The following is a 13,376-nucleotide window of genomic DNA, read 5'->3' as shown; positions in this document are numbered from 1 at the left end:
GGACGCCCTCGGGGCGCGGCGGGTTGCCTCTGTACAGTGGCTACATACTATCAATCGCTTGACGCCCATCAGTCGGTTAGGCGACAGTGGCCCTTGCTCACCCTCGCTCTGCGGAGCGCTGCTCTCTCTTCCCGTACCACTCATGAACGTCACGGAGGGGGACCCATGACGGATTCGTCGATCCCGGTCGTCCTGCACGTCAACGGCGCCACCGCGGAGGTGCGGACCGATGTCCGCACCACGCTGCTGGACGCGCTGCGCGACGGGCTCGGTCTCACCGGCACCAAGAAAGGCTGCGACCGCGGCCAGTGCGGTGCCTGCACGGTGCACGTCGAGGGGCGCCGGGTGCTGTCCTGTCTCACCCTGGCGGCCGCCGCCGACGGCAAGCGCGTCACCACCATCGAGGGGCTCGCCGACGGCGAACGACTGCACCCCGTCCAGCAGGCATTCCTCGACAACGACGGCTTCCAGTGCGGCTTCTGCACCCCCGGACAGATCATGTCGGCCGTCTGCGTGGTGGACGAGGGCCTGGCCCGGTCCGACGCCTCGGTCCGCGAGTCCATGTCGGGCAACATCTGCCGCTGCGGGGCCTACGACGGCATCCTGCGCGCGGTGCGCAGCGCCGGCGAGTCGGCGGCCGCCGGTGAAACCGCGGCCGAACAGGCCGGCGGACCGAGCGAACCCGACGGAGCCCGCTGATGCGCCCCTTCGCCTTCACCACCCCGAGCACCGTGGAGCAAGCGCTGTCGGGTCATGCCGAGGGGACCGCCTACCTGGCCGGCGGCACCTCCCTGGTCGACCTGATGAAACTCGGCGTCGCCCGCCCCCGGCGGGTCGTGGACGTCAACGCGCTGCCGCTGCACGGCATCCACACCGACGACGACGGTCTGCACATCGGCGCCCTCGAACGTCTGGCGGACATCGCGCGGCACCCCGCGGTGGCCGGCGGCTACCCGGTGCTGCGCCAGGCGGTCCTCGTCAGCGCGTCCCCGCAACTGCGCAACATGGCCTCCATCGGCGGCAACATCCTGCAGCGCACCCGGTGCGGCTACTTCCGCGACACCACCATGCCCTGCAACAAACGGGAGCCGGGCAGCGGCTGCTCCGCGCTGACCGGCGACACCCGCGGCCACGCCGTGCTGGGCACCAGCCCGTCCTGCGTGGCCACCCACCCCAGCGACCCGGCCGTCGCCCTGCTCGCGCTCGGCGCGGTCCTGGAACTGCGCGACGAGGGCGGCGTACGGCGGGTGCCGCTCGACGACTTCTTCCGGCTGCCCGGCGACAGCCCGCACATCGAGAACGTGCTGCGGCCCGGTGAACTGATCACCCGGATCACCGTCCCCCGGCTGCCCTGGGCGGCGCGGTCGGCGTACGTCAAGGTCCGCGACCGGCGCTCCTACGAGTTCGCGCTGGTCTCGGTGGCCGTGGCGGTCGACCTGACGGCGGACGGCGTGGTGGCCGACGCCCGGATCGCCCTCGGCGGGGTGGGCACCCGGCCATGGCGGGTGCGGGCGGCCGAGGACGAGCTGCGCGGTGTCCCGCTCACCCCCGAGAGCGCGGCGCGGGCCGGGCGGCAGGCCACGGCCGACGCCCGGCCGCTGGACGGCAACGCCTTCAAGGTCCGCCTGCTGCGGCAGACCGTCACCCACGCACTCACCCGGCTCGGAGGCTGACGTGTCCTCACCGATCATCGGCACGTCGCTCACCCGTGTGGACGGCGCCGCCAAAGTCACCGGACGGGCCGACTACGCCGCCGACGCCGCCGCGCCCGGCATGGCCCACGGGGCCCTGGTGCTCAGCACGGTCGCCAGGGGCACCGTGCATGCCATGGACACCGCCGCGGCGGAGCGTGCCGAGGGCGTGCTCGCCGTCTACTCACCGTTCAACCCGCTCAAACTGCACCGCATCAAGACCACCGCGGACCTGAGCTTCGTCGGTCAGTTCTGGCTGCCCCTGCAGGACGACAAGGTGCGGTACTACGGACAGATCATCGGCCTGGTGGTTGCCGAGACCTATGAACAGGCCCGGTACGCCGCCTCGCTGATCCACCCCGACTACCGCACCGAGCCCGCCAGGACGTCCTTCACCGACGGGCTGGCGAGGGCGGTGCCGCCACCGGTTCCGGTCCACTTCGAGGACTCCCAGGTCGACATCGTCACCGCCGGCCTCGGCTCCGTGGACGAGGCGATCGACACCGCGCCCGTCACGGTCTCGGTGACGTACACCCAGCCGCCCCAGGTGCCGCTGGCCCTGGAGCCGCACGCGGTGCTCGCCTCCTGGGAGGAGGGGACGCTCACCCTGCGGCTCGGTTCGCAGAGTCCGCTGGGCCACGCGCTGGCCGCCGCGGAGACCCTCGGACTGGCGATGGACCAGGTCCGGGTGCTCAGCCCGCACGTCGGCGGCGCCTTCGGCGGCAAACTGTACGTCTGGCCGCACCCGCTGCTCACCGCGGCCGCCGCCCGCGAACTGGACCGCCCGGTGCGCACCGTCCTCACCCAGGAGCAGGTCTTCAGCGTGGTGGGCCACCGCTCCGCCGTCTCGCAGACCGTGACCCTGGGCGCCGAACGCGACGGCACGCTGGTGGCGCTGAAGCACGACGCGGTGTCCAGCCTCTCGCTGTCCGGGGTGATCTACGAGACGGCCGCGCACACGACGTCGAGGTACACGTACCGGTGCCCCAACATCCACGTCGGCCAGACCGTGGTGCCGCTGGACTCCCCGCCGACCACCTGGGTACGGGCGCCGGGCGAGGCGCCGGGGTCGTTCGCGCTGGAGAGCGCCATGGACGAACTCGCCACCGAGCTGGGGCTGGACCCGATCGACCTGCGCATGCGCAACTACGCCACCGTCTTCCCCGGCCGCGGTGTCCCCTGGTCCAGCAAGCACCTGGACGAGTGCTACCGGGTGGGCGCCGAACGCTTCGGCTGGCAGCCGCGCACCGGGCCACGGCAGCCGGCGGGGGAGGAGGACGACTGGCTGGTCGGCACCGGCATGGCGGGGGCCACCTATCCCGGGCAACTGCTGCCGATCACCGCCGCCGGGGTGCGGCTGACCGCAGCGGGAACAGCGGCCGTCTCCAGCGCCGCGGCGGACCCCGGGACCGGCATGCGGACCGTCCTTGCGATGGTGTGCGCCGACGATCTCGGCATCCCCGTCGACCGGGTCGAGGCCCACCTGGGCGACTCGGCACTGCCGCTGAACTACGGCGCGTTCGCCTCGATGGGCACGGCGAGCACCACCGCGGCTGTGCGGTCGGCGACGGTCGCGGTACGCCGGCAGCTGGTCGAACTCGCCGTCGGTGAGCCGGACTCCCCGTTCCACGGCCTGCCCGAGGACGCGGTGACCTACGCGGAGGGGCGCCTGGTCAGCGGCGAACTGAACGTCGGCTTCGGTGAGTTGCTCACGCTGCTGGGCCGGGACTCCCTGGACTCCCCGGGACTGGCCATGCCCGGTGCGGAACGGCTGCGGTTCGCCATCCACTCCTTCGCCGCGCACTTCTGCGAGGTGCGGGTGCACCGCTCGACGGGTGAGGTACGGCTGAACCGCTGGACCACCGTCGTCGACGGCGGGCGGATCATCAACCGCAAGACCGCTCGTGGGCAGATCGTGGGCGGCGTGATGTTCGGGATCGGCCAGGCGCTGCTTGAGGGGCTGCGGGCGGAGCCGGAGACCGGCCGGTTCGCCAACGGGAACCTCGCCGACTACGTGGTCCCGGTGCACGCCGACATGCCCGGCTTCGATGTGCACTTCCTGGACCACCCGGACACCAACTTCAGCCCGCTGGGCGCCCGTGGCATCGGCGAACTCGGCACGGTCGGCACCGCGGCGGCGATCGGCAACGCCGTCTTCAACGCCACCGGCCGCCGGGTCCGCGACCTGCCGATCACCGTCGACAAGCTGATCTGAACGACGGCACACGGAACCGGGACGACGGCACACGGATGCGGAAGCGGTCCGGCGACAGTCCGGTCGGGCCGCTGCCCCGCATCGATGGGGTGCTCAGGACACCCAGGACACCAAAGCCGTGCGTGACGCCGGGCTCCGACTCGCCGCCGGGTCAGCCGCCGTCGGCGAGGATCTCGTCCATCGCCCGCTCGGCCAGCCCCGCGATGAGCAGCGAGGGATTGGCACCCGCGGCGTTACCCGGCACCAACGAGCCGTCCAGCGCGTAGAGATGACGGTATCCCCTGACCCGGCCGTACAGGTCGGTGGCCCTGCCGATGGGGCAGCCGCCGAGCGGATGGGCGGTGCCTCCGGTCGGCGGCAGTACCGGCGCCGGCCCGGCCATGCCGCGTCCGATGACCGTCTGGCTGACAGCCATGGCGGCACTCTCCGGGCCGAGGTTCTTCTCCGGTCCCCAGTCCAGCATCTTCACCTGGTCGCTGACCCGGTCGTACGTCCAGGTGCCCCGGTTGTCCATGTCGACCGCGACGCTGAACTGCGAGAGGTAGGGCTCCCCGGCGAAGGCCAACGCGTACCAGTTCTCCACCCGGATCGGCATGCCGAACCCCTCGTCGGCGAAGAACGACGAGGCGCAGGGCGCCCCCTGGCTGACACCGGTGGCGCCGTCGAAGGTCCGGTAGACGAAGGCGTCGCCGTTGCCGCCCCAGCAGGTGCCGATGTGCTCGTTGAGGTCGGGCAGCGTCCCGGTGTCGCGGGCGCGCACCAGCAGCCGGGTGGTGTTCACCGAGCCGGCCGCCACGAAGAGCATGTCGCAGGTGAGTTCACGGCTGTCCACGACACCCCCGTCCGGGGCGTGCCGCCGCACCCGCACCGTGTATCCGCGCCCGCCGGGTCCGGTGGAGATCGACGTCACCTCGGTCAGCTGGCACAGCCGCACCTGGCCCGTGGCCATCGCGGCGGGCAGGTAGTTCTGGGTCAGGTCGTGCTTGGCGCCGTTGCTGTTGCCGAAGGACGACTCGCCGAGGATCGACGACGGGCGCAGCCGGCCGGCCAGCTCACCGCGGACCCGGCTCCAGTTGAACGTGGTCTGGATCGGTTCGGTCGGCAGCCCGGCACGCTTCATCTGGCTGTCGAAGGCCCGTGAGTGGGCGAACGGGTCCGCCTGGTAGATGTCGTTCGGCATGTACGACGCGTTCAGCATGCGCCGAACGCGCGGGAAGTGCACCCGGTCGAGCTCCTCGTACGAGACCCCGCGCGGGAAGAGCGCCTCGAAGTAGCGGCGCTCCGGCTGCACGGTCACGCCCGCGTACACCACGGAGCCACCGCCGACGCAGGCCGCCGTGCCGATCTGGATGCCGCCGGCGGTGATGACCTCCATGAGACCGGGCATCCGCTCGATGAGCGTCGGCTCCATGGTGAGCCAGATCGCGAAGTCGCGCTGCCAGAACATCTCGCTGGTCGGTGTGAGTTCATTGCCGAACACCGGTTCACTGAGACTGGTCTCCCAGTGCCGGCCGCGTTCGAGTACGAGCGTCTGGACACCGGCCTCACCCAGCCGCAGCGCGGCGACGGCGCCGCCGAAACCGGAGCCGATGACGATCGCACGATGCGCTTCCGGCACCGTGGATATTTCTTCGTCCGAGTCAATTCGCAGTGCTACTCGCCGTTTTCCAACGGACACGTAATGCCCCTCTCGGTAAAAGGCGTCGGGCTCCGCTCGATACCCAACAAGAAGACACGGTGGGGCTGTCCCAGGCAAGCCAAATCTGTTGCAAAACGGGAGTCTCCCGTTCCGCTGGTGACTTAACCGCGATGCCGCCACGGGATCGACTTACGGCGCGGCAAAACGGCGTCGGCCACCCCGACCACCGGCAACGGCCGTCCACGTCAAGCCCTGTGACCAGGCATCGGCCGGACATGTCGGACAGCGCACCGGTCGCGAAACCGCCCTGCCGCCGCCGGGACATCGACAACGCCGCGATAATTGCCCGCCCTTAAGTCAACGGCGCCCGAGGCCTTAAAGAAGGTGCCGTTGAATCTCGCGGAGCCATCACTCATATTGGTGGCAATACACCGCTCGGCCGGCGGCCGATAGCCGACCGGCAGTGCCCTTGACTCGCTCCGTGACTGCCGAACCCGCCGAGCAACCGCGAAAGGTGACCGCAGTGCTGGATATCGCGGCTGAGCTGCGTGAATGGTGCGACCAGGACCGTGACTTCGCCGTCGCCACCCTGGTCTCCGTGGACGGCAGCGCTCCGCGGCTGCCGGGCGCCGCGCTCGCGGTCGACGCCACGGGTGCCGCCGTGGGCAGCGTGTCCGGAGGCTGCGTCGAAGGGGCCGTCTACGAACTGTGCCGGGACGTGCTGGTGTCCGGCGAGCCGGTGCTGGCCCGGTTCGGGCCCGGCGACGACGATCCGTTTCTGGCCCAGGTGACCTGCGGCGGGGTGATCGAGGTACTGGTCGTCCCGGTGCGGGGCGCGGACCGCCCCACGGTCGAGCCCGTGCTCCGGGGCGACCGCGCCGCGCTGGCCCGGGTCGTGGACGGTCCGCCGGGTACGCTGGGCCGCTCGCTCCTGGTGCGGGCCGACGGGTCCTACGCCGGCTCGCTCGGCGGTGCGGCCGGGTCGGACGAGACCGCGGCGGCCCAGGTGCGCCCGGTCCTCGCGGCCGGACGGCACTGGGCCCGGGTGGTGATAGGCGCGGCGGGCGGCCCCCACCGGCAGCCGGTCACGCTGTTCGTCGAGGCCAGGGTGGAGCCGCCACGGATGCTGGTGTTCGGCGCGATCGACTACGCCGCGGCCCTGACGACCGTCGGACGATTCCTCGGCTACCGGGTGACCGTGTGCGACGCCCGGCCGGTGTTCGCCACGCGCGAGCGTTTCCCCGACGCCCACGAGGTCGTCGTCGACTGGCCGGACCGCTGTCTGCGGAGGACCGCCACGGACGACCGCACCGTGATCTGCGTGCTCACCCATGACGCGAAGTTCGACATTCCGCTGCTGGAGCGGGCCCTGGCGCTCCCCGTGGCGTACGTCGGTGCGCTCGGCAGCCGGCGCACCCATGCCGATCGCATGCTGCGGCTGCGCGCCGAGGGCGTGCCCGAGTGGCAACTCGCCCGACTGCACAGCCCCATCGGCCTCGACCTCGGCGCCCGCACCCCCGAGGAGACGGCCCTGTCGATCGCCGCGGAGATCGTCGCGGTCACGCGCGGCGGCAGCGGTCTGCCGCTGACCGGGGGTGCGGCGCCCATCCACAAGGACGCGCGGCCAGCACGCATGCCGGTGCTGAAACCGATCCGGAGCCGGCCGCGGGACAGCACGTCGGCCGGTGACAGGTCCTCGGCGAGCCGGAACGGGCTCTCGTAACCGATCGGGATGACCGCGGTACCGAGCCCGATCCGCTCGGTCCGCTGCCCGGCCCCGCGAGGAACACCGCCGCCGAGCCGACGCCGTGTTCGAGGTGGCGCTGGCGGATCCAGGCGCCGTCGTGGCCGAGCCGCTCGCCGTACTCGAACAGCTGGCGGCTCTCCTCCAGGCCCGGGTACGGGTCGTCGTCCGCGAAGTTGCCGGGCGTCAGGAAAGCGACAGAGGCGATGGTGGGAGTGCTCATGCTGGTCCTTGCCCGGTGGTGGTCACCGCGGTGGGGGAGGGGACACGGCTCCCGGGGACCGCTGCCAGCAGCTCGCGGGTGTACGCGTGGAGGGGCTCGGAGAACAGCTCCTGCGGCGGGCCCGTCTCGACGACGCGTCCCGTCCGCACCGCACCGCCCCGTCGCGTCCTGCCGGAGGCGGCCGGGGGTACCGTCGAGAAGTACCTGCGTACGCTCGGCCGCCCGAGCGGCTCGCGCCCTGGCGGTAGAGCCGCCCCTGCCCTGCCCGCGTCGCCGAAGTCACCCGCGTGAACCAGCCGGAGGAGAGCCGCTCATGACCACGTTCCCCACCGCGCAAGCTGTGCGCACCACCCCGGAAGGCCTCCTGTGGGAGCCCAGTGAGCGCTGGGTGCGCGGCCGCAAGGGCGAGGTGACGGTCGTCGACAGCCGGCACCCCGTCCTGGTCTGGGAGCCGGGCGTGCCCGTCCCGCTGTACGCCTTCCCGCGCACGGAAGTCCGCGAGGACCTGCTCCGCCCCGCCAAGAACCCCCCGACGGGCACCCACACCGGCTCACGGATCTTCTACGACCTCGAAGTCGACGGCGAGCTGCTGGCGAACGCCGCCTGGACCTTCCCGGCCGCCGACCTCGCCGACCACATCGCCTTCGAGTGGTTCCGGCGTGTCGGCCGGGGCCTCGACCGCTGGTACGAGGAGGAGGAAGAGATCTTCGTCCACCCGCGCGACCCGCACAAACGCGTGGACGCCATCCCGAGCAGCCGTCACCTCGTGGTCGGGATCGACGGCACGGTGGTCGCGGACACCCACCGCCCCGTGCTGCTGTTCGAGACCGGGCTGCCCACGCGCTACTACATCCCGCGCGAGGACGTCCGTCTCGACCTCCTCGAACCCACCGACCACCACACCGGCTGCCCCTACAAGGGCACGGCGGAGTACTGGTCGTGGCGCGGCGCGTCCGAGGTGCCCCCGAACATCGTGTGGAGCTACCCGGACCCGCTGCCCGCGGTCGGCCCGGTCAAGGGACTCCTCGCCTTCTACAACGAGGCGGTCGACATCACCCTCGACGGCGAACCGCAGGAGCGCCCCGTCACTCACTTCACCGGGACGCTCTGAGGGAGCGGACGTCCGGCCGACCTCTCATGGCCCCGAACATTGCGGCTCCGTGAAAGGACGGCTCACAGGCGGCCGCATCGCGCCATCTACTGCATGCAGTCGCATGCCTGTCCTTCTCGATGCCGCCTCGCTGCGCGACCGGCTCGGCGAGGTGATCGTGGACGTGGCGCGCATGAAGCGGATCGCCGACGGAAGCGACCCCACCCCGGCGGTCTGCGTCCTGCGCCGCACCGAGTAGCTCGGCACGCCCGAGCAGCCCCGTTCCGGTCACATCCGCGCACCGGCAGCCCGCCGTACCCCGGCCCCCCGGCAACGCCCTCACCCACGAGCGGACCGCACGCCTCGCCCGGGCCCACGGGATACGGGCCGGCGCCGGCCCGGGCCTCCCCTGCGGCGGCCCGGCCGCTGATCGCGGCCGGTGCCGAGCCGTTGCCCGTGGCCTCGAGACCCCTCGATTGAAACCGTTCAACCACCCCCGGCCCACGCCTTGCGCACCGCTCGCCTCCACGATGACCCCCAACCAACCGTGTCACTAAATTGTTTGCACGACGATTGACCCCCGCCTCACCCGGCTTTACGTTACCCACGCCCCTCCGATTTGAATCGATTCATACATCGAGTCGTCCCATCCGTGTGAGTGAGGAGTCGTAGGTGATCAGCAGGAGGAACATTCTTGCGGGCGCTGCCGCCACGGTCGCGGCGGTCGCCGCCGACAGCGTCTCGGCGACGGCCGCGTCGGCATCCGGACAGCTCCCGGCGCAAGGACAGAGCCGGCCCCGTACGACGGGCGACGGGCCGAGCGTCGCCGCGCCGACCGTGGAGTACGTCCGCAACCCCCTCGGCCTCGACGCCGAACGCCCCCGGCTGAGCTGGCCGTTGGTCTCCGACCGGGTGGGCGTGCGGCAGAGCGCCTATCAGGTTCGCGTCGCCACCACCGCCCCGGGGCTGGCCCGTCCGGACGTCTGGGACAGTGGGAAGGTCGCCTCCGGCGAGTCCGTCCTCGTGCCGTACGCGGGCCCCGCGCTGAAGCCCCGGACGCGCTATCACTGGTCCGTGCGGGTGTGGGACGGTGAGGGCCGGGTGTCCGGCTGGAGCGCGCCCTCGTGGTGGGAGACCGGGCTCATGGACGCCGGGCAGTGGACCGCCGACTGGATCTCGGCACCGGCGAGCCTCACGGACGCGCCGTCCTTCGAGGGCGGCTCGTGGATCTGGTTCCCCGAGGGCGACCCGACGAGCAGCGTGCCGGCGGCCACCCGCTGGTTCCGCCGCACCGCCGAACTGCCCGCCGGGATCACCGCGGCGACGCTCGCCATCACCGCGGACAACGTGTACACGGTCTCCGTGAACGGGGCCGAGGTGGCGCACACCGACCTCGACACCGACAACGAGGACTGGCGCCGCCCCGCCGTGATCGACGTGCTGGACCGGGTCAGGGCAGGTGACAACGTTATCGCCGTCTCGGCCACGAACGCGACCGTGGGCCCGGCGGGACTCGTCGCCGTCCTCGTGGTGCGTACCGCCTCGGGCGAGCAGACGGTGTTCACCGACGCCTCCTGGAAGGCCACGGACACGGAACCGGCCGACGGGTGGCGGGAGTCCGGATTCGACGACGGGGACTGGCCCGCCGCCAGGGTGGCGGCCGCGTGGGGCGGCGGCCCGTGGGGGCGGGTCGTCCCGGTGTCGTACGCCGTCACCCAGCTGCGCCACGGGTTCCGGCTCCCGCGCAAGAAGGTGTCCCGTGCCCGCCTCTACGCCACGGCGCTCGGCCTGTACGAGGCCCACCTCAACGGCAGCCGTGTCGGCGACGACCAGCTCGCGCCCGGCTGGACGGACTACCGCACCCGCGTCCAGTACCGGACATACGACGTCACCGCGCTCCTGAGGCCCGGCGCCAACGCCATCGGGGCGTACCTGGCGCCCGGCTGGTACGCGGGTGACGTCGGCATGTTCGGACCCGGCCAGTACGGGCAACACCCGGCATTTCTGGCGCAGTTGGAAGTGGAGTACGCGGACGGCACGAGCGAGCGCGTCGTGTCCTCCACCGACTGGCGGGCCGCCGCCGGGCCGATCGTCGCGGCAGACCTGCTGAACGGCGAGACCTACGACGCCCGCAAGGAGACCCCCGGCTGGGCCTCACCCGGCTTCGACGACGGCAACTGGCCGGGCGTCCGGGAGGAGGGTGGCATCGCCCCCGGGCTGATCGTCGCGCAGGTGGACGGCCCGGTGCGGGTGGAGCGGGAGCTGACCCCGAAGGAGGTGACCCAACCCGGGCCCGGGGTCTACGTGTTCGACCTGGGGCAGAACATGGTCGGCTCGGTACGGCTGCGGGTGTCGGGCCCCGCGGGCACGACCGTCCGGCTCAGACACGCCGAGGTGCTCAACCCCGACGGCACGATCTACACCGCGAATCTGCGGAGCGCGGCGGCGACGGACACCTACACCCTCAAGGGCGGCGGGGAGGAGGTCTACGAGCCGCGCTTCACCTTCCACGGCTTCCGCTACGTCGAGGTCACCGGATTCCCCGGCACGCCCACGGCGAAGGCCGTCACCGGGCGCGTCATGCACACGGACGCCCCGTTCACCCTGGACTTCGAGACCGACGTGCCGATGCTCAACCAGCTGCACCACAACATCACGTGGGGGCAGCGCGGGAACTTCCTCTCCGTACCCACCGACACCCCCGCGCGCGACGAACGGCTGGGCTGGACGGGAGACATCAACGTCTTCTCGCCCACCGCCGCCTACACCTTGGAGTCGGCCCGGTTCCTGTCCAAGTGGCTCGTCGACCTGCGGGACTCGCGGACCTCGGAGGGCGCGTTCACGGACGTGGCGCCGGTGGTCGGCACCCTCGGCAACGGCACCGCCGGCTGGGGCGACGCAGGCGTCACCGTGCCCTGGGCGCTCTACCAGGCGTACGGCGACCGCCAGGTCATCGCGGACGCCCTGCCCTCCGTCCGGGACTGGCTGACCTACCTGGAGCAGCACAGTGACGGGCTGCTGCGCCCGGCCGACGGCTACGGGGACTGGCTGAACGTCGACGACGACACCCCCAAGGACGTCATCGCCACCGCGTACTTCGCGCACAGCGCCGACCTCGCGGCCCGGATGGCGGCGGAACTCGGCGCGGACGCGGACGCCGCGACGTACCGCGACCTCTTCGGCCGGATCCGGTCGGCGTTCCAGAGCGCCTACGTCACCTCCGAGGGCAGGGTGAAGGGCGACACGCAGACGTCCTACGTCCTGGCGCTGTCGATGGACCTGCTCCCCGACGCGTCGCGCAAGGCCGCCGCCGATCGGCTCGTCGCCCTCATCGAGGCAAGGGACTGGCACCTGTCCACCGGCTTCCTCGGTACGCCCCGGCTGCTGCCCGTCCTGACCGACACCGGGCACACCGACGTCGCCTACCGGCTGCTGCAGCAGCGCACCTTCCCCAGCTGGGGCTACCAGATCGACCGCGGCTCCACCACGATGTGGGAACGCTGGGACTCCATCCGGCCCGACGGCAGTTTCCAGGACCCGGCCATGAACTCGTTCAACCACTACGCCTACGGCTCGGTGGGTGAGTGGATGTACACGAACATCGCCGGCATCGCGGCGGGCCGGCCCGGCTACCGCGAGATCGTCATCCGCCCCCGCCCGGGCGGCGCCGTCACCACCGCCGCCGCGCGCTTCACCTCGGTCTACGGCCCGGTCTCCACCCGGTGGCGGCAGCGGTCCGGCCGCTTCACGCTGACCTGCGAGGTGCCGCCCAACACGACCGCCGAGGTCTGGATCCCCACGGCCTCCCCGAAGACGGTGACCCACACGCACGGGACGTTCCTGCGTGAGGAGGACGGCTGCGCGGTCTACCAGGTCGCCTCCGGCACCCACCACTTCACCGCCTGACACCCGTCCCGGCGGCCCCGCGAGGCGGACACCACACCCGCACGTCCGCCTCGCGACGGCCCCGCCGCGTCAGAATCCGGATCCGGCACCGCTCAGATGCGCCAAGTACGCGTCGAAACCCGCCCGCATGGCGGCGAACACGCGGCTGTCCGGCAGTCCGGATCCTCGTCGCCACGGTAGTGCCGGAGCAGGGAGCCGAGGCCGAGCACGTCAAGGGAAGGGACCGGCGTTCCGTCGTCGAGGACGATCGCACGGGGCAACGGCTCGTACCGGCCGAACAACAGGCCGTCGTGGTTGATGAAGTACAGGCAGTGCTGGGGGCATGGCGATCCGGCGGATGTCCGCGTCGGCATCGACACCCTGGTCGCGCAGCAGCCCCATGAGGTCGGTGATCTCGGCCGCGTACCGTCGGCCCCGGGCCCTCCGGCGCAGCCGGACCCGGTCGTCGTCCGGATCCCGGGCCGCCGGATACGTCAGACGTACCGTCCCGGCGGGCAGGAGTACGCGCAGCCGCAGACGTGCCGGGCGGACCTCGCCCACGGTCACCCGCTCGGTCTGGACTCTCAGGTGTTTCCAGAGACTCTCGGACGTCAGTGTGAAGGAGTCGACCAGGACTTCGGGCTGCTCGAAGGCACGATGCAGCAGCGGCCCGACCGACGCGAGGCCGGTACGCCCGGGGCCGGCGCTTCCGCAGCACCCGCTGGACGGTGTCCCCGCTCACGTCGGACTCCGCGGACAACTCCCGTTGCGTGGGCAGCCGCTGACCGGCCAGGTACGTCCCGTCCGCCAACTGCTCCCGCAGGGCGTACTCCACCACCGCGGCAGCACGCCTTCCGTCTTCCGCACGCCCCGAAGCAGCCATGCACCG

10 protein-coding genes and 1 pseudogene are annotated in these 13,376 nt (G+C 71.8%); 7 read left to right on the top strand and 4 right to left on the bottom strand.

Annotation, left to right across the window (positions count from 1 at the left end; all coding sequences use genetic code 11):
• Window positions 1-165 precede the first annotated feature (165 nt).
• Genes OHB00_RS03700 through OHB00_RS03690 form a run of 3 tightly spaced genes read left to right on the top strand, consistent with a single transcriptional unit; the run spans window position 166 to window position 3,906 of the window.
• Window positions 166-699, top strand: a complete 534-nt coding sequence (locus OHB00_RS03700) for a (2Fe-2S)-binding protein (protein ID WP_406431152.1) — start codon at window positions 166-168, stop codon at window positions 697-699.
• Window positions 699-1,673 carry an FAD binding domain-containing protein gene (locus OHB00_RS03695; RefSeq protein ID WP_406431150.1) on the top strand — a complete coding sequence of 325 codons (975 nt, stop codon included), beginning with the start codon at window positions 699-701 and terminating at the stop codon, window positions 1,671-1,673. Before OHB00_RS03700 ends, OHB00_RS03695 begins: the two co-directional genes overlap by 1 nt.
• Window position 1,674: 1 nt before the next feature.
• Window positions 1,675-3,906 (top strand): xanthine dehydrogenase family protein molybdopterin-binding subunit, encoded by a 2,232-nt coding sequence (locus tag OHB00_RS03690; RefSeq protein ID WP_406431148.1) that lies wholly within the window; start codon window positions 1,675-1,677, stop codon window positions 3,904-3,906.
• Window positions 3,907-4,057: 151 nt separating this feature from the next.
• Here OHB00_RS03690 and OHB00_RS03685 read toward each other — a convergent pair whose 3' ends face one another.
• Window positions 4,058-5,524 carry a GMC oxidoreductase gene (locus tag OHB00_RS03685; RefSeq protein WP_406431146.1) on the bottom strand — a complete coding sequence of 489 codons (1,467 nt, stop codon included), beginning with the start codon at window positions 5,522-5,524 and terminating at the stop codon, window positions 4,058-4,060.
• A 544-nt stretch (window positions 5,525-6,068) separates the two neighbouring features.
• On the opposite strand from OHB00_RS03685, the gene OHB00_RS03680 reads away from it, so the two are divergent.
• Complete coding sequence (locus OHB00_RS03680) at window positions 6,069-7,268, top strand: XdhC family protein (protein WP_406431144.1); 1,200 nt, start codon at window positions 6,069-6,071, stop codon at window positions 7,266-7,268.
• Here OHB00_RS03680 and OHB00_RS03675 read toward each other — a convergent pair.
• A pseudogene (locus OHB00_RS03675) lies at window positions 7,232-7,381 on the bottom strand (hypothetical protein); the annotation flags it as partial. The gene OHB00_RS03680 and the pseudogene OHB00_RS03675 overlap by 37 nt on opposite strands.
• Before the next feature lie 127 nt (window positions 7,382-7,508).
• The gene (locus OHB00_RS03670) at window positions 7,509-7,661 is read right to left on the bottom strand and encodes a hypothetical protein (RefSeq protein ID WP_406431142.1); all 153 of its coding nucleotides are present in this window, start codon (window positions 7,659-7,661) and stop codon (window positions 7,509-7,511) included.
• A gap of 164 nt (window positions 7,662-7,825) precedes the next feature.
• Between OHB00_RS03670 and OHB00_RS03665 the strand changes: the two genes are divergently transcribed.
• The 3 genes from OHB00_RS03665 (at window position 7,826) to OHB00_RS03655 (ending at window position 12,508) form a co-directional block, all read left to right on the top strand.
• Window positions 7,826-8,623: a DUF427 domain-containing protein gene (locus OHB00_RS03665; RefSeq protein WP_406431140.1), complete on the top strand. Its 798-nt coding sequence runs from the start codon at window positions 7,826-7,828 to the stop codon at window positions 8,621-8,623.
• Between the two features lie 103 nt (window positions 8,624-8,726).
• Complete coding sequence (locus OHB00_RS03660; protein WP_406431138.1) at window positions 8,727-8,861, top strand: hypothetical protein; 135 nt, start codon at window positions 8,727-8,729, stop codon at window positions 8,859-8,861.
• 413 nt (window positions 8,862-9,274) lie between these two features.
• Complete coding sequence (locus tag OHB00_RS03655) at window positions 9,275-12,508, top strand: alpha-L-rhamnosidase (protein ID WP_406431136.1); 3,234 nt, start codon at window positions 9,275-9,277, stop codon at window positions 12,506-12,508.
• Here the strand turns inward: OHB00_RS03655 and OHB00_RS03650 are convergent.
• Window positions 12,498-13,370 (bottom strand): GntR family transcriptional regulator, encoded by an 873-nt coding sequence (locus OHB00_RS03650; RefSeq protein WP_406431134.1) that lies wholly within the window; start codon window positions 13,368-13,370, stop codon window positions 12,498-12,500. The genes OHB00_RS03655 and OHB00_RS03650 overlap by 11 nt on opposite strands.
• Between the last annotated feature and the right edge of the window lie 6 nt (window positions 13,371-13,376).

The organism is Streptomyces sp. NBC_00631, assembly GCF_045206895.1.
Classification (GTDB): domain Bacteria; phylum Actinomycetota; class Actinomycetes; order Streptomycetales; family Streptomycetaceae; genus Streptomyces.
This window is presented reverse-complemented; position numbering and strand designations above follow the sequence as displayed.